The sequence below is a fragment of the Streptomyces kronopolitis genome (assembly GCF_014646275.1).
GTDB lineage: Bacteria > Actinomycetota > Actinomycetes > Streptomycetales > Streptomycetaceae > Streptomyces > Streptomyces kronopolitis.
In genome coordinates this window covers 70,873-87,510 of the sequence record NZ_BMND01000028.1, presented here as the reverse complement: position 1 = coordinate 87,510, position 16,638 = coordinate 70,873, and the positions used below count along the sequence as shown (strand labels likewise).

The 16,638-nt window shown below is 73.4% G+C and carries 16 protein-coding genes; 15 read left to right on the top strand and 1 reads right to left on the bottom strand.

The annotated features are described in order from the left end of the window. Positions 1–69 precede the first annotated feature (69 nt). The 13 genes from IEY78_RS25550 (at position 70) to hypE (ending at position 12,343) form a co-directional block, all read left to right on the top strand. Complete coding sequence (locus tag IEY78_RS25550) at positions 70–1,854, top strand: nickel-dependent hydrogenase large subunit (RefSeq protein WP_189102097.1); 1,785 nt, start codon at positions 70–72, stop codon at positions 1,852–1,854. Then, complete coding sequence (locus IEY78_RS25545) at positions 1,851–2,459, top strand: NifU-related iron-sulfur-binding protein (RefSeq protein WP_189102094.1); 609 nt, start codon at positions 1,851–1,853, stop codon at positions 2,457–2,459. The genes IEY78_RS25550 and IEY78_RS25545 overlap by 4 nt, the downstream gene beginning before the upstream one ends. Beyond that, positions 2,456–3,118, top strand: a complete 663-nt coding sequence (locus IEY78_RS25540) for a DUF5947 family protein (RefSeq protein ID WP_373294244.1) — start codon at positions 2,456–2,458, stop codon at positions 3,116–3,118. The genes IEY78_RS25545 and IEY78_RS25540 overlap by 4 nt, the downstream gene beginning before the upstream one ends. Further along, positions 3,115–3,822 (top strand): DUF6084 family protein, encoded by a 708-nt coding sequence (locus IEY78_RS25535; RefSeq protein WP_189102093.1) that lies wholly within the window; start codon positions 3,115–3,117, stop codon positions 3,820–3,822. Before IEY78_RS25540 ends, IEY78_RS25535 begins: the two co-directional genes overlap by 4 nt. After that, complete coding sequence (locus tag IEY78_RS25530; RefSeq protein WP_189102091.1) at positions 3,819–5,240, top strand: hypothetical protein; 1,422 nt, start codon at positions 3,819–3,821, stop codon at positions 5,238–5,240. Before IEY78_RS25535 ends, IEY78_RS25530 begins: the two co-directional genes overlap by 4 nt. Next, entirely contained in the window at positions 5,237–5,800 is a 564-nt protein-coding gene (locus IEY78_RS25525; RefSeq protein ID WP_189102089.1) for a hydrogenase maturation protease, read from the top strand. The genes IEY78_RS25530 and IEY78_RS25525 overlap by 4 nt, the downstream gene beginning before the upstream one ends. After that, entirely contained in the window at positions 5,794–5,898 is a 105-nt protein-coding gene (locus IEY78_RS35190; protein ID WP_372509262.1) for a DUF6893 family small protein, read from the top strand. Before IEY78_RS25525 ends, IEY78_RS35190 begins: the two co-directional genes overlap by 7 nt. 126 nt (positions 5,899–6,024) lie before the next feature. Then, positions 6,025–6,405: a hydrogenase maturation nickel metallochaperone HypA/HybF gene (locus IEY78_RS25520; protein ID WP_189102087.1), complete on the top strand. Its 381-nt coding sequence runs from the start codon at positions 6,025–6,027 to the stop codon at positions 6,403–6,405. A 3-nt stretch (positions 6,406–6,408) separates the two neighbouring features. Continuing rightward, positions 6,409–7,302, top strand: a complete 894-nt coding sequence (gene hypB / locus IEY78_RS25515; protein ID WP_189102085.1) for a hydrogenase nickel incorporation protein HypB — start codon at positions 6,409–6,411, stop codon at positions 7,300–7,302. Beyond that, complete coding sequence (gene hypF, locus IEY78_RS25510; RefSeq protein ID WP_189102083.1) at positions 7,299–9,725, top strand: carbamoyltransferase HypF; 2,427 nt, start codon at positions 7,299–7,301, stop codon at positions 9,723–9,725. The genes hypB and hypF overlap by 4 nt, the downstream gene beginning before the upstream one ends. 50 nt (positions 9,726–9,775) lie before the next feature. Beyond that, positions 9,776–10,120, top strand: coding sequence for a HypC/HybG/HupF family hydrogenase formation chaperone (locus IEY78_RS25505; protein WP_189102082.1), 345 nt, complete (start codon positions 9,776–9,778; stop codon positions 10,118–10,120). Then, positions 10,117–11,241 (top strand): hydrogenase formation protein HypD, encoded by a 1,125-nt coding sequence (gene hypD, locus IEY78_RS25500; RefSeq protein WP_189102080.1) that lies wholly within the window; start codon positions 10,117–10,119, stop codon positions 11,239–11,241. The genes IEY78_RS25505 and hypD overlap by 4 nt, the downstream gene beginning before the upstream one ends. Beyond that, positions 11,234–12,343, top strand: a complete 1,110-nt coding sequence (gene hypE, locus IEY78_RS25495) for a hydrogenase expression/formation protein HypE (protein WP_373294243.1) — start codon at positions 11,234–11,236, stop codon at positions 12,341–12,343. Before hypD ends, hypE begins: the two co-directional genes overlap by 8 nt. A 64-nt stretch (positions 12,344–12,407) precedes the next feature. Here the strand turns inward: hypE and efeB are convergent, their stop codons facing one another. Then, positions 12,408–13,667: an iron uptake transporter deferrochelatase/peroxidase subunit gene (gene efeB, locus IEY78_RS25490; protein ID WP_189102078.1), complete on the bottom strand. Its 1,260-nt coding sequence runs from the start codon at positions 13,665–13,667 to the stop codon at positions 12,408–12,410. Between the two features lie 305 nt (positions 13,668–13,972). Here efeB and IEY78_RS34615 point away from each other — a divergent pair, with 305 nt between their 5' ends. Together IEY78_RS34615 and IEY78_RS25480 are read left to right on the top strand one after the other, a co-directional pair. After that, a complete protein-coding gene (locus IEY78_RS34615) occupies positions 13,973–14,419 on the top strand; it encodes an acyl-CoA carboxylase subunit epsilon (RefSeq protein ID WP_268240324.1) in 447 nt (148 codons plus the stop codon). A gap of 465 nt (positions 14,420–14,884) precedes the next feature. After that, complete coding sequence (locus tag IEY78_RS25480) at positions 14,885–16,531, top strand: APC family permease (protein WP_373294242.1); 1,647 nt, start codon at positions 14,885–14,887, stop codon at positions 16,529–16,531. Positions 16,532–16,638: the final 107 nt, after the last annotated feature.

The following is a 16,638-nucleotide window of genomic DNA, read 5'->3' as shown; positions in this document are numbered from 1 at the left end:
GCCCCCGGACGCCCCGGATTCTCCGTACGACCCCCATTCCCGCGCGCAGAGAAGGGCACGGCATTCACGATGGCACCGAAGACGAAAGCGGCCGGTGACGGCAGCGGTCTGACGGAGATGTCCTGGGATCCGATCACCCGGATCGTGGGCAGCCTCGGCATCCACACCAAAATCGACTTCAAGCAGAAGCGGGTCGCGGAGTGCTACAGCACCTCGTCCGTCTTCCGCGGCTACAGCGTCTTCATGCGCGGCAAGGACCCGCGCGACGCCCACTTCATCACCAGCCGGATCTGCGGCATCTGCGGCGACAACCACGCCACCTGCTCGGTGTACGCGCAGAACATGGCCTACGGGGTGAAGCCCCCGCACCTGGGGGAGTGGATCATCAACCTCGGCGAGTCCGCCGAGTACATGTTCGACCACAACATCTTCCAGGAGAACCTGGTCGGGGTCGACTACTGCGAGAAGATGGTCCGCGAGACCAACCCCGGGGTCTGGGAACTCGCGAAGCGCACCGAGGCGCCGCACGCGGCCGAGCACGGCTACCGCACCATCGCCGACATCATGAGCTCCCTCAACCCCCTCGAGGGCGAGTTCTACCGTGAGGCCCTCCAGGTCAGCCGCTACACCCGGGAGATGTTCTGCCTCATGGAGGGCCGCCATGTGCACCCCTCCACGCTCTACCCGGGCGGCGTCGGCACCGTGGCCAGCGTCCAGCTCTTCACCGACTACATGAGCCGGCTGATGCGCTACGTCGAGTTCATGAAGCGCGTCGTCCCGCTCCACGACGACCTGTTCGACTTCTTCTACGAGGCGCTGCCCGGCTACGAGGAGGTCGGCCGGCGGCGGGTGCTGCTGGGCTGCTGGGGCGCGCTCAACGACCCGGAGCACTGCGACTTCACCTACCGCAACATGACGGACTGGGGACGAAAGATGTTCGTCACCCCGGGCGTCATCGTGGACGGCAAGCTGGTCACCAACGACCTCACCGAGATCAACCTCGGCATCCGCATCCTGCTGGGCAGCTCCTACTACCAGGACTGGGAAGGCCAGGAGCGGTTCGTCACCCATGACCCGCTCGGCAACCCCGTCGACCCGCGCCACCCGTGGAACCAGCACACCATCCCCGCACCCCAGAAGCGGGACTTCGACGACAAGTACAGCTGGGTGATGTCGCCGCGCTGGTTCGACGGCAAGGAGCACCTGGCGCTGGACACCGGCGGCGGCCCGATCGCCCGGCTGTGGTCCACCGCGCTGTCCGGGCTCGTCGACACCCCGTACGTCAAGGCCACCGGCCAGAGCGTCGTCATCGACCTGCCCCGCTCCATGACCAAGCCCGAGGCGCGCTTCGAGTGGAAGATCCCGAAGTGGAGCAACGCCCTGGAGCGCAACCGGGCCCGCACCTACTTCCAGGCCTACTCGGCCGCGATGGCGCTGCACTTCGCCGAGCAGGGCCTGAACGAGGTCCGCGCCGGGCGCACCCAGACCTGGGAGAAGTTCGAGGTCCCCGACGAGTCCATCGGCTGCGGCTTCACCGAGGCGGTGCGCGGCGTCCTCTCGCACCACATGGTCATCCGGGACGGGAAGATCGCCAACTACCACCCGTACCCGCCCACCCCGTGGAACGCCAGCACCCGTGACACCTACGGCACCCCGGGCCCGTACGAGGACGCCGTCCAGAACACCCCGATCTTCGAGGAGAACTCCCCGGAGAACTTCAAGGGCATCGACATCATGCGCGCGGTGCGCAGCTTCGACCCCTGTCTGCCCTGTGGCGTCCACATGTACGTCGGCGACGGCAAGTCCGTCCAGAAGATGCATGTGCCCACCGGTCTGAGCGGACTGGGCGGATGACCGCCCGGGCCACCGCGGCACCGGCCGCCGCACCGCGGGCCGGCGTCCCCCAGGGCACCGCGTCCCACGGCACCGCACCGAACGCCGAGGCCACCGGCCGACGCGTCGAGGACGTCCTGGACCGCCTCGCCCGGCGCGGCGACGGCGAGACCACCGCCGCCGCGGAGGAACTGGTCAGCGTCCTGATGGACTTCTATGGCGCCGGACTCGCCCGGATCATGCACCATGTCGGCACCGGCGACGACGGCCCGCGACCGGCCCTGCTGCGCGACGAACTCGTCACCAGCCTCCTGGTGCTGCACGACCTGCACCCCGAGGACACCGCCACCCGCATCGACCGCGCCCTGGACAGCGTCCGCCGCCAGCACGCCGCGCAGGTCACGGAGTTCGACGCGGGCACCGGCGCGCTGCGGCTGCGGGCGGGCGACTCCGGCGGCTGCGGCTGCCCGAGCACGGCCGAAGGGGCCCACCAGACCGTCGAGGCCGCCGTCGCCTGCTACGCGCCCGAAGTGACCTCCGTGCAGTGGGAGACGGCGGGCGACGGGCCCGAGCCGGCGCTGCTGCAGATCACCCGCCGGCCCCCGACCGGCGCCGGCGCCCCGTGAGCGGCCCGGCGCCCACCCGCCTGGGGCCGCAGGCCGCCCACCGCGGGCTGCGCCGCTTCCGCGCACCGACCCCGCCGGCCCCGGAACGCTGCGAACTGTGCGGGGTGGTGCTCGCCGAGCACAACCACCGCCACCTGGTGGACACCAAGCGCCGGGCGCTGGCCTGCGCCTGCACCCCGTGCGCGCTGCTCTTCGACCGGCCGGGCGCCGGCGCCGGACAGTTCCGCACCGTCCCCGCCCGCTTTCTCGTCGACTCCGACCACACCCTGGACGACGCGGCCTGGGAGCTGCTCCAGATCCCCGTCGGGGTCGCCTTCTTCCTGCGCAACGCCGACCTGGACCGGCTGGTCGCGCTCTACCCCAGCCCGGCCGGCGCCACCGAGAGCGAACTCGACCCGTCGACCTGGCAGACCGTGCTCGGCGCCAGCCGGCTCTCCGCCCTCCTCGAACCCGACGTGGAGGCGCTGCTGCTGCGCCGCTTCGAGGGCCGGATCGAGTGCTACCTCGTGCCCGTCGACGTCTGCTATGAACTCGTCGGCCGGATGCGGCTGCTGTGGCAGGGCTTCGACGGCGGCGCCGAGGCTCGCGCCGCGCTCGCCGACTTCTTCGCGACGGTCGCCCGCCGGGCCCGCGAGGCCAAGGGGGACGACCGGCCGTGACCGAGCTGTCCTTCGAGTGCACCGGCGTACGGGCGGACCGCTACGCCGCCGCGCCCACCCTCCTCTTCCGCCTGCGCCTGACCGCCCCCGAGGCCACCCGGGTGCACGCCATCGCGCTGCGCTGCCAGCTCCGCATCGAACCGGCCCGGCGCGGCTACCGGGCCGACGAGGCCGAGGCGCTGTCCGACCTGTTCGGCGAGCGGGCCCGCTGGGGCAGCACCCTGCACCCGCTGCAGTTCGCCCAGGTCTCCCAGGTCGTCCCCGGATTCACCGGGGAGACCGAGGTGGACCTCGCCGTCCCCTGCGGCTACGACCTGGAGGTCGCGGCCGGCCGCTACTTCCGCGCGCTGCACGACGGCGAGGTGCCGCTGCTGCTGCTGTTCTCCGGCACGGTGTTCGCCGGCGCCGGCGGCTTCCAGGTCCAGCCGGTGTCCTGGGACAAGGAGGCGGCCGTGCGGATGCCGGTGGCCGTCTGGCAGGAGATGACCGAGGCGCACTTCCCCGGCTGCGGCTGGCTCCGGCTGCCCACCGAAACCCTCGACGCCCTGCTCGCCTACCGCTCCCGCCGCGCCCTTCCCTCCTGGCAGGCGGCCGTCGAGTCGCTGCTGGCTTCCGCCGGGGACACCGGCCCGGCCACCCCGGACGCCCGGCTGCTGCGCGGCGCCGCCCGTGCCCGTACCGCCGGCGAGAGGACCGCGCCATGACGACCGATGTCCGGCCCGACGAGACGGCGGACCCCTTCGCCACCGCCCGGCAGGTGGCGGACGCCGTGCTGTTCGAGGGCTATGTCCTCTACCCCTACCGGGCGTCCGCCGCCAAGAACCGACTGCGCTGGCAGTTCGGCGTCCTCGTCCCGCCCGCCTGGGGAGCGGACAGCGCCGAGCACCCCTTCCAGCGCACCGAATGCCTCATGGAGCCCCGCTCCGGCGCCCGGCTCTCGGCCGAACTGCGGTTCCTGCACGCCCAGCGGCGCACCGTCCAACGCGTCCGCCCCGACGGCGGGTTCGACACCGTCGAGCGACTCGAACTGCCCGACCGGGTGCTCGTCCCCTGGGACGAGGGCGCCGAGGAACGCGTCACGCTCGTGGCCGATGTCTCCAAGCTGACCGGCGAGGGCGTCACCGTGCCCTTCACCCGGCCCGCGCGGGAGGAGACCGAGCCGGTGCACGACGCCGAGGGGCGGCTCGTCGGCCGGCTGGTACGCCGCTGCGCGCGACTCGACGGCCGGGTGCGGCTGACCGCCCGTCCGATCGACGGCCCCTACGCGGCGCTGCGGCTGACCGCGACCGTCGAGAACACCAGCGGCTGGGAACCGGACGCGCCCGGCGCCGACCGCACCGCGGCGCTGCCCCACTGCCTGGTCGGCGCGCATCTGCTGCTCGGCCTGAGCGCGGGGTCGTTCCTGTCCATGACCGACCCGCCGGAGTGGGCCCGGGGCGCCGTCGCGGCCTGCCGCAACGAGCACGCCTGGCCGGTGCTGGCCGGCGCCGGCGGACGCGCCGACGTCCTGCTCTCCGCCCCGATCATCCTGGAGGACCACCCGGCCATCGCCCCCGAGAGCCCCGGTGCCCTCTACGACGCCCTGGAGATCGACGAGATCCTCGCCCTGCGCACCGCGGCCCTCACCGACCAGGAGAAGCGCGAGGCCCGCGGCACCGACCCGCGCGCCGCCGAGGTCATCGAACTCGCAGACACCATGCCCCCCGAGGTGCTGGAGCGACTGCACGGCGCGGTCCGGGCGCTGCGCGAGGTCACCGACCCCGGACCGGCCGCGCCCGACGCCTTCGCCCCCGACGTGCCGGGCCTCCGCCCGGACACCCCCTGGTGGGACCCGGAGAGCGACCGCAGCGTCGACCCCGTGCGCGACCGGATCACCGTCGACGGGCGGTCGGTCGGCGCCGGCAGCCGGGTGCTGCTGCGGCCGGGGCTGCGGCGCACCGACGCCCAGGACCTCTTCCTCCAGGGCCGTACCGCCCAGGTGGAGGCGGTGCTGCACGACGTCGACGGCGGGGTGCACCTCGCGGTGACCGTGGACGGCGACCCGGGCGCCGACATCCGGCGGGAGCAGGGCCGCTTCCTGTACTTCCAACCCGACGAGATCGCTCCCCTGGAGGACGCGTGAGCGCGAACGCGGCCGGCAAGCCGCCCGTCAAGACGCTGATCGCCGGCGTCGGCAACATCTTCCTCGGCGACGACGGCTTCGGCGTCGAGGCCGTCCGGCGGCTCGGGGAGCACGAACTCCCCGAGGGCGTCGAGGTCGTCGACATCGGCGTCCGCGGCGTCCACCTCGCCTACCGGATGCTCGACGGCTACCACACGGTGCTCCTGGTGGACGCCGCCGCCCGCGGCGGCGAGCCCGGCACCGTCCACCTCCTCGACGCCACCGACCCGGCCACCGCCCGCCCGCAGACCACCGCGCTCGACGGCCACCACATGACCCCCGACACCGTGCTCGCGCTGCTCGACACGCTCAGCGCGGGCACCGGCGGCCGGCGCCCGGACCGGGTGCTGGTCGTCGGCTGCGAACCCGCCGAGGTCGCCGAGGGCATGGGGCTCAGCGCACCGGTCGCCGCCGCGGTCGACGAGGCCGTGGCACTGATCCTGCAACTCGTCGGCGCCGCGGAGCCCACCCCGTCGGCCGCCGGACCGCACACCAGTGAGAGGAACTCGACACCATGCTGAAGCTCGCCATGAGCGGGGTGCTCGCCGCCGCGCTCGCCGTCGTCATGAGGGCCGTACTCCCCGACATCAAGCGCTACATGCGGATGCGCGCCATGTGACCGGGCGGCGCTGCACCGAACGGTGTACGCCACAGCGCCGCCCGGCGAGGCACCCCGGCCGGCCTCTGGACGCGCCGTCTAATGAAGCCGAGCAGCCCCGGTCGTCCCCGTACCAGAGAGGGACCGATGCACGAGATGTCCATCGCGCTTGCGGTCGTGGACCAGGTCGCCGGCGCCGACCGGCCGGACGGGGCCGGCACGGTCCACAGCGTGCGGCTGCAGGTCGGCGAACTGGCCGGCGTGGTCTCCGACGCGCTGGCCTTCTCCTTCTCCCTCGCCTGTGCCGGAACCGTGCTGGAGGGCGCGGAACTGGTCACCGAGCCCGTGCCCGCGCGCGCCCGCTGCGGCCCCTGCGCCGACACCTGGCCGGTGGGCATGCCCCCGCGGCTGAGCTGTCCGGGCTGTGGCGGGGCGAGCGCCGAGCTGCTCTCCGGCCGGGAACTGCAGATCGTCAGCGTGTGCTGGAACGACGCCCCGGCACACCCACCGACTCACGAGGAGCGCTGAACCATGTGCCGTGTCGTCGACCTGCAACAGGCGGTCCTCGCCAAGAACGACGCCTGCGCCCACACCCTGCGCGAGGACCTCGCCGCCCGCGGCACCGCGCTGGTCAATCTGCTCTCCAGCCCCGGCAGCGGCAAGACCGCCCTGCTGGAGGGGGAACTCACCCTCGCCCGCAGCCGCCACATCCCGGTCGCCGCACTCACCGCCGATCTCGCGACGGAGAACGACGCGGTACGGCTGGCCCGCTCCCGGGTCCCCGTCAAACAGGTGCTCACCGACGGGCTGTGCCACCTCGAGGCGGAGATGCTGGGCGGGCACCTGCACGGCTGGCTGCCCGCCGACACCCGGCTGCTGTTCATCGAGAACGTCGGCAACCTGGTCTGCCCGGCCTCCTACGACCTGGGCGAGACGCTGCGCGTCGTGCTGGCGTCGGTCACCGAGGGCGAGGACAAACCGCTGAAGTACCCCACCGCCTTCGGACTCGCCCATCTGGTCGTGGTCACCAAGATGGACATCGCCGACGCGGTCTCCTTCGACGAGGCGGAGTTCCGCGCCAACGTCGAACGCATCAACCCCGGTGTCGAGGTCGTGCTCACCTCGGCCCGCGGCGGCACCGGCGGCGGGGTGCTGCTGGACCGGGCGCTGGCGGCGCGCGACGGGGCGCCGGTCCACATCCCGGTCATGACCCGCACGTCCCACCATGTGCACGACGTCGAGGACGGCCGGCCGTACGAGGCGGGCCACCCCCACGACGGCGGCCATCCGCACGAGCACCCCCACGACGGCGGCCACACCCACGACGAGCACGCCCACGACGGCGAGCACAGCCACGCACCGCGGACACCCGGCGGCCATCCGCACCCGACCGGCTCCGACACCGTGGCGTCGAGCCGCTCATGACCACAGGGCAGGTCGACGGGGCCCTCGCCGCGGCCCCCGCGGCAGCCGCCGCCCGCCGCCGGATCACCGTGCGCGGCGTCGTCCAGGGCGTGGGCTTCCGCCCGTTCGTCCACACCCTCGCCACCGAGCTGGGTCTGACGGGCCATGTCACCAACACCGGTGACGGCGTGGTCGCCGAGGTCGAGGGCGCCCCCGCCGCGCTCGCCCGCTTCACGGAACGGCTCGGCACCGAGGCGCCCCCGCTGGCAGTGGTGGAGGCCGTCGACGGCACGGACCTCGCGGTGGTCGGCGGCACCGGGTTCCGGATCCTGCCCTCCCGCGCCGACGGACCCTCGCGCACCCTGGTCTCGCCGGACGCCGCCACCTGCGACGCCTGCCTCGCCGAGCTGACCGACCCGGCCGACCGCCGCCACCGGCACCCCTTCCTCACCTGTACGCACTGCGGGCCGCGCTTCACCATCGTCACCGCGGTGCCCTACGACCGGGCCCACACGACCATGGCCCGCTTCCCGATGTGCGCCCGCTGCGCGCGCGAGTACGCGGATCCGACCGACCGGCGGTTCCACGCCCAGCCCATCGCCTGCCACGACTGCGGCCCCCGGCTGCGGCTGCTGACCGCGGACCCCGACGACCGCACCCGCCCGCCGCACCCGGCGCCCGGCCCCGACCCGGTCGCCGACGCCCGCCGGCTGCTCGCCGACGGCGCGATCGTGGCCGTGAAGGGCCTCGGCGGCTACCACCTGGTCTGCGACGCCGCCGACGACACCGCCGTCAGCACACTGCGCCGCCGCAAGTCCCGCGGCGACAAGCCCTTCGCCCTGATGGCCCGTCAACTCGACGACATCGCACACCTGGTGCGGCTGCGGGACGAGGAGCGCGCGCTGCTGACCGGGCCGGCGCGCCCCATCGTGCTGCTGCGCCGCGCCCCGCACCCCGCCCCGCCGCCCGGCGCGCCCGCGCTCTCGGCCGCCGTCGCCCCCGGCAGCCCCGACCTCGGCGTCATGCTGCCCTACACCCCGCTGCACCATCTGCTGCTCGGCCTGCCCGGCGACCCGCCCGGCCCCCGGCTGCTCGTCATGACCAGCGGCAACCTCGCGGGCGAACCGATCGTCACCGACGACGACGAGGCCGTTACGCGGCTGGCGCGGCTGGCGGACGCCTGGCTGACCCACGACCGGCCGATCCACCTCCCGTGCGACGACTCCGTGGTCCGACTCAGCGACGGGGAGCCGCTGTTCGTCCGCCGCTCGCGCGGCTACGCGCCGCTCCCCGTCCCGCTGCCGGTGGCCGTGCGGCCCGCACTCGCGGCCGGCGGCGACCTGAAGAACGTGCTCTGCCTCGCCGAGGGCCGCCGCGCCTGGCTGTCCGCGCACATCGGCGACATGGACGACCTGGCGACCCAACTCGCCTTCGAGAAGGCCGCGTCGCATCTGGAGACCGTCACCGGGGTGCGTCCCCAACTCCTCGCCGCCGACCGGCATCCCGGCTACCGCTCCGGCCGCTGGGCCGAGCGCCACACCGCCGGCCGGGCGCTGGTGCGCGTCCAGCACCACCACGCGCACATCGCCGCGGCCATGGCCGAACACGGCCTCGGCGACCGCCGCCCGGTCATCGGCGTCGCCTTCGACGGCACCGGCTACGGCGACGACCACGCCGTGTGGGGCGGTGAGATCCTGCTCGCCGACTACGACGGATACCGCCGCTTCGGGCAGCTCGCCTATGTGCCGCTGCCCGGCGGCGACGCCACGGTACGGCGCCCCTACCGGATGGCCCTGACCCATCTGCGCGCCGCCGGCCTCGACTGGGCCACCGACCTGCCGCCGGTCGCGGCCTGCCCGCCGGAGGAACGCCCGCTGCTGGCACGGCAGTTGGAGCGCAACCTCAACTGCGTGCCCACCTCCAGCATGGGGAGGCTCTTCGACGCCGTCTCCTCCCTGGCCGGGATCTGCCACCACGCCGGATACGAGGCCCAGGCCGCCGTCGCCCTGGAGGCCGCGGCGCTCGGCGCGGGTGACGACCACGGCCCCGGCTACAGCTTCGCGCTGCACGACGCACCGGCGGACCGGGGCGGCGCCGACACCGTCGCCGACCCGGCTCCGGTGTTCGCCGCCATCGTCGAGGACCTCCGTGCGGGCACCGCCCCGGCGCTGATCGCGGCCCGCTTCCACACCGCGGTCGCCGACCTCGTACGGCGCTGCTGTGTGCTGGCCCGGCAGCGCAGCGGCCTGACGACCGTGGCGCTGACCGGCGGCGTCTTCGCCAACACCCTGCTGGCCGAGGCCACCGCCCGCCTCCTGCGGGACGACGGGTTCACCGTCCTGCGCCACCGCCGCGTCCCGCCCAACGACGGCGGACTGGCGCTCGGCCAGGTCGTCGTGGCGGCCCGCACGGTCCCCGTGTTCGGCGGGGTGGGCGTGCCCTGAGCGGTGCCCCGACGAGGCAGACGCAACGCACCCACGACGAGGAGAGGCCCATGTGCCTGGCGGTACCCGGCAAGGTATTGGACATCGAGGAACGGGACGGCACCCGCATGGCCACCGTCGATTTCGGCGGGGTGGTCAAGGAGGTGTGCCTGGAGTACGTCCCCGATCTGCGGGTCGGCGAGTACGCCATCGTCCATGTCGGCTTCGCGCTGCAGCGCCTGGACGAGGAATCCGCCCGGCACACCCTCGCCCTGTTCGAGGAACTCGGCCTGCTCCAGGAGGAGTTCGGCGACCCCTGGGAGGCGGCGACCGCTTCCCGGGTCGATGACGGGGCCGTCGTCGCGGGCGCACCGGCGGCCGGGCCCGCGGACGGCGCGACGGAGGCGAACCGGTGAAGTACATCGACGAATTCCAGGATCCGGAGCTGGCCCGCCGGCTGCTCGACGACATCCGGGACACGGTGACCCGGCCCTGGGCCCTGATGGAGGTCTGCGGCGGCCAGACTCACACCATCATCCGGCACGGCATCGACCAACTGCTGCCCGACAACGTGGAGTTGATCCACGGACCGGGCTGCCCGGTGTGTGTGACACCGCTGGAGGTCATCGACAAGGCGCTGGAGATCGCCTCCCGCCCCGACGTGATCTTCTGCTCCTTCGGCGACATGCTCCGGGTGCCCGGCAGCGACCGCGATCTGTTCCAGGTGCGCAGCCACGGTGGCGACGTGCGCGTCGTCTACTCGCCGCTCGACGCCCTGAAGATCGCCCAGCAGAATCCGCACCGCGAGGTGGTGTTCTTCGGCATCGGCTTCGAGACCACCGCACCGCCCAACGCCATGACGGTCCATCAGGCCCGCAGGCTCGGCATCCCCAACTTCAGCATGCTGGTCTCGCACGTCCGGGTGCCGCCCGCCATCGAGGCGATCATGACCTCGCCCAGCTGCCGGGTCCAGGCCTTCCTGGCCGCCGGCCATGTGTGCAGCGTGATGGGCGTCCAGGAGTACCCGGAGCTGGCCGAACGGTTCAAGGTGCCGATCGTGGTGACCGGCTTCGAGCCGCTGGACATCCTGGAGGGCATCCGCCGCACCGTGCGGCAGCTGGAGCGCGGCGAGCACACCGTCGAGAACGCCTATCCGCGCGCGGTACGCCCCGAGGGCAACCCGGCGGCCCAGGCCATGCTCGCCGATGTCTTCGAGGTCACCGACCGCGCCTGGCGCGGCATCGGCACCATCCCGGCCAGCGGCTGGCGGCTGTCGGAGCGCTACCGCGACTACGACGCCGAGTACCGCTTCTCCGTCGACGGCATCACCACCCGCGAGCCCGCCGCCTGCCGCAGCGGGGAGGTCCTCCAGGGGCTGATCAAGCCGCATGAGTGCGAGGCCTTCGGCGCCACCTGCACCCCGCGCAGCCCGCTCGGCGCCACCATGGTCTCCAGCGAAGGGGCCTGCGCCGCGTACTACCTCTACCGCCGACTCGGCATCCCGTCCACCCCGCAGGAGGCGAGCCCCGTTGCCTGACACCACCCGATCCGCCCACGGAGCCCCCACCCCGGCCGAGCGCGGCCTGCCCACCGTCGACATCTCCGGCTGGACCTGTCCCACCCCGGTCCGCGACCAGCCCCGGGTCGTGATGGGACACGGCGGCGGCGGCGCGCTGTCCGCCGAACTCGTCCAGCAGATCTTCGCCCCGGCCTTCGGCGGCGAGATCCTCGCCCAGCTCGGCGACGCCGCGGCCGTCTCCCTCGGTGGCGTACGCCTGGCGTTCTCCACCGACTCCTACGTGGTGCGGCCGCTGTTCTTCCCGGGCGGCTGCATCGGCGACCTCGCCGTCAACGGCACGGTCAACGACCTCGCCATGTGCGGCGCCAGGGCCGCCTATCTCTCCTGCGGCTTCATCCTGGAGGAAGGCGTCGAGATGCCGGTGGTCGCCGGGGTCGCCGATGCCATGGGCGCGGCCGCGCGGGCGGCCGGTGTCGAGGTGGCTACCGGCGACACCAAGGTCGTCGAGTCCGGTCACGGCGACGGCGTCTACCTCAACACCGCCGGTATCGGGCTGATCCCGGCGGGCGTCGATCTGCGGCCGCAGCGGGTCGTCCCCGGCGATGTGGTGATCGTCAGCGGTGACATCGGCCTGCACGGCGTGGCCATCATGAGCGTGCGGGAGGGCCTGGAGTTCGGCGTGGAGATCGAGAGCGACTGCGCGGCGCTCGGCGGCCTCGTCGAGTCCATGCTCGCGGTCACGCCCGATCTGCACGTACTGCGCGACCCCACCCGGGGCGGACTGGCCGCGGCCCTGTGCGAGATCGCCACCGCCTCCTGCACCGGCGTCGTCATCGAGGAACGCGCCGTTCCCGTCCCGGCGGCCGTCGCCAACGCCTGCGCGATCCTCGGCCTGGACCCGATGTACGTCGCCAACGAGGGCAAGCTCGTGGCGTTCGTCCCGCGCGCTCATGCCGACGCGGTGCTGGACGCGATGCGTGCGCACCCGCTGGGCGCCGGCGCCGCGGTCATCGGCGAGACCGTCGAGACCCACCCCGGCATGGTCGTCGCCCGTACCCCGCTGGGCGGGACCCGGGTCGTCGATCTGCCGCTGGGTGAGCAGCTGCCGCGGATCTGCTGAGGCGGCTACCACGGAGGGCGGTGCCCCGGCGTCACAGCCGCCGGGGCACCGCCCTCCGTGTCGCTCAGGCCTTCTCCAGCAGCCGGGAGCCGAACCAGTCGTTGGCGTCCCGCACCCCGGGCAGGTTGAAGAAGTAGCCGCCGCCGATCGGGGTGACGAACTCGGACAGCGGCTCGTGCCGCAGCCGCCGCTGCACCGTCGCGAACTGCCGCTGCGGGTTTTGCTGGTAGCCGCAGAAGACCAGCCCGAGGTCCATCTTCCCGCTGCGGTCGAAGCCGGCGTCGTAGTTGTAACTGCGGCGCAGGAAGCGGGAGTTGTCGGTCTTCTCGGTGCGGGGATTGGCCAGCCGGATGTGGGAGTCGAGCGGGATCTTCTCGCCGTTCGGATCGTCGCGGTAGCGCGGTACGTCCGACTCGTTCTTGCCGTCCAGCGGAGCACCGCTCGCCTTGTGGCGGCCGAAGATCCGCTCCTGGCGGGTCACCGGCAGCTTGTCCCACTTCTCGATGTGGAAGCGGATCAGCCGCAGCACCTGGTAGCTGCCGCCCAGGGCCCACTCCGGCTCGCCGCAGGGCGGGGTCACCCACATCAGCCGGTCCATCTCCCGCGCCGATCCGGTGTCCGGGTTGACGATCCCGTCCTTGAAGCCGATGAACGTACGGGGCGACCCCGAGGGCCGCGAGGGGTTGAGGAAGGCGTCCGCGCGCCAGCGGGGCCGCAGCAGCCCCTCCGTCTCGCGGGTCAGATCGCGCAGCACGTGGACGATCGCGTCGGGGTGCTGGGCGCAGATCTGCAGCGACAGATCGCCGTGGCAGCGGGCCGGCTCCAGCCGGTCGTCGGGGAAGGGCGGCATGGCCTTGAGATGCCGGGGCTTGTGTCCCGAGAGACCGAACCGGTCGTCGAACAGGGAGGCGCCGACGCCGAGGGTGATGGTCAGCGAGTCGGGCGTCGGGGCCTCCTTGGCCACCTGCTCGTCCCGCGGCTTCACCCCCGCCACCAGGGTGCGGGTCCGATGGGTGAGCCGCTGGAACAGCTCGGTCAGCCGCTCCCGGTTGTCGGCCAGCACATCGAAGCCGACGAACCCGGCGAAGAGCTGCTGCGGGGTCACGATGCCGGCCTGGTGCTGCCCGTGGAAGGGGATCCGGTCGGGCAGCTGCCGGTCGTCGGGCAGCGCGGTCGCCGGGCGGGCCGCGGGGACGGCGCCGGCCTCCCCGCCGAGTCCCACGGCGGCCGCCGCGCCCGCCATCCCCGCCGCGCACCGCAGAAAGCCCCGGCGCCCCTCGTCCCGCGTCGGCGCCCGCCCGTCGTCGGCCTGGTCACGTCTCATCGTCCCGCCATCCTGACTGCGTCATTCGGCAGCCGCGTGCCTGCACATCCCTGGGCGCGATGCTCGTCGCCCGGGATGCGGGGGCCGGGAGCAACACGGTCCCGGCGCCGGATATCACGCCTGGGACGGCGGCGGGGTCGTCCGAATGGCGCAGGCGGAAAGGCCTCCCGCGCGACACCGCCCCGGGGCGCTCGTAGCGTCGGGACGGTGACCTGTCCGTACGCGGCACCAGCGCGACGCCGGGGCGGCCCGTCATGCGCCACGCACCTGCGCCACGCACCGTCGCCTAGCCCATGGACCCGCACATGAGCACCACCACGGACGCGAGCACCGTCACCGGCGAGACCGGCCCCGCCGGCCCCGGCGCCCTGCTGGCTGCCGCCACCCCCCTCGTGGAGCAGCCGCCCACCGCCGCGGGCGCGGCCGCCGCCGGTGCGGGCACCCCCGCGGACGGGCGCACGCCCCGCGACGGGAGCGGGCCCGCCCAGGGGCACACGGCCCTCGACGGCACCCCGCTCGCCGACGGCTCTCCGGTGTCCGAGGAGCCGCCCGGATCCTGGCTGCGCATCGAGAAGGGCAGCGCCGATCCGGAGGAGATCGCCGCCCTCACCGTCGTGCTGTGCGACCGGATCGCCGCGCTGCGTGCCCTCGCCGCACCCGCCGACACCGGCGAAGAGCCCACCGGCCGACTCCACGGACGGCGCCACCGCCCGCACCGCTCGGCCTGCTGGTCGGGCTGCTGGAGCTGCTGAACGCGCCCGGACTGGGCGGGACTTGGGGCCTTCGCTCGCCTACTGGTGGCCGGTCAGCCGAGGAGTGCCAGCAGCACCGACAGCACCGCGACGGTGGCCGCGCCGATGACGAACCCGGCTGACGGCGAAGCGGCATCCCCGTGCGCCGACGCGGCCTCGGCGAGAGATGCCTACGGGCCGATCCGGTGCGGCGGCCGAACCGCCTCCCGTGCGCCGGGCCGCTCCCTGTGCACCGCGGTCCGCCCGCCCTGTGAATTCTGTGTGTCGGCTGCGCCCCACGCGGCCGCTCCTTCCCCCGCCCCCGTGCGTCCGGTCGTGGCCCTCCCGGCCGGGCGCCGCACGCTCCGGCGCCGTGGCGGCACGCCGTGTGGAGGAAGTGTCCGCTGGTGGAGCAGGACATTTCCGTGCGCCGCCGGTCGAGTAGGGTCCGGCGAGCCGGAACAGTGAATCAAGGAGGCCGTTTCCGTGACGGAGCGTCAGGTATCAGCCGGAGGCGAGGGCGCCGGCGCGCCGGATGTGCAGGTGCAGGAGCGTCGATTGCGCCGTGACCTGGGCTTCTGGGGGCTGACCGGCATCGGCTTCTCGAATATCGTCGGCTCCGGCTGGCTGTTCGCCGCCATGTACGCGGCGCAGACCGCCGGCCCCGCCGCCCTGCTGTCCTGGGTGGGGGCGGGCGTGCTGTGCGCACTGGTCGCCCTGGTCATGATCGAGCTGGGCGCGACCCGGCCGGAGGGCGGCGGCACGGTCCGCTGGCCGCTGTTCGCCAGCGGCCGGCTCGTCGGCACCCTCATCGGCTGGTCCACCCTGCTGTCGGTGGGCGGCACCGCAGCCGAGATCAGCGCGATCATGCAGTACGCCGCGCACTACCTCCCGGGCATCTACAACGGCCACACCCTCACCCTCTCCGGGCTGGCGCTGGCCACCGGGCTCAGCGTGCTGCTGACGGTGCTGAACTGGTTCGCGGTGCGGATGTTCGCCAAGCTCAACAACCTGGTCTCGGTGTTCAAGATCGTCGTCCCGGTGGTCACCGTGATCGCGCTGATCGCCTCCGGCTGGCACTCCGGCCGGCTGACGGACCACGGCGGATTCGCGCCGTACGGCTATGTCGCCTGCCTGACCGCGCTGGCCGGCGGCGGCATCGTCTACTCCGTCAACGGATTCCAGGCGCCGCTGGACTTCTCCGGCGAGACCCGCAACCCCCGCCGGACCATCCCCGGCGCCGTCCTCAGCGGGATCGGCCTCGCCGTCCTGATGTACCTGGCGCTGCAGCTGGCGTTCCTCTTCACCGTCCCCGAGAACCTGCTCGGCCACGGCTGGCAGGGCGTTTCCTTCGACTCGCCGTTCGGACAGCTCGCCCTGATCCTCAATCTGCACTGGCTGTCCAGCCTGCTCTACGCGGACGCGGTGGTCTCGCCCGGCGGCTCGGCGTACGTGGGCGTGGCGATCGACGCCCGGCACACCTACGCGCTCGCCAAGAACGGCACGATCCCCCGGTACTTCATGAAGGTCAACCAGCGGTTCGGCATCCCGCGCCGGGCCCTGGCGATCAACCTCGTCGTCATCGTGGTCTTCCTGCTGCCGTTCGGCGGCTGGCAGGACATCGTCAGCGTCATGGGCGACATGTATCTGCTGATCTATGCCGCCTCCGCGGTCGCGGTCGCCGTCTTCCGCGCCGAGCCGGGCGGCCGCACCGCGGGCTGGGTCCCGGGGCTGAGCTGGATCGCGCCGGTCAGCTTCGTGGTGTCCAGCGAGTTCGTCTACTGGTCGGGCTGGCAGGACCTGCGGCTCGCGCTGCCGCTCGTCCTCGGTGGCCTGCTGATCTTCCTGGCCATGCACCGCCCCGGCGCCCGCGCCGACCTGGACGCCCCGGAGGCCGACGGCGCCGGCCCGCGCCGCCCGCTCGGTGCCGAACTGCGCACCGGCGCCTGGCTGGTGGTCTACCTCGTCGCCCTGACGCTGCTCTCCTGGCTGGGCACCTTCGAGGGCTCCGGCCGGCTGCCCGCCCCGTACGACTCCCTCACCGTCGCCGCCCTCGCGCTCGCGGTGTTCTTCTGGGCCGTACGGTCCGGCGTCCGGCACCTCCAGGCACCCCGCCCGGCGGCCACCGCCTGAGCCCGGCGGGGGCGGCGGGTCCGCCCCCGCCGGACGGCCGTCAAGCGGAAGTCGGACCGCAGAAATAAGATGAACCGGACAGGCGGGACTCCCCAAGGGTCCCATCA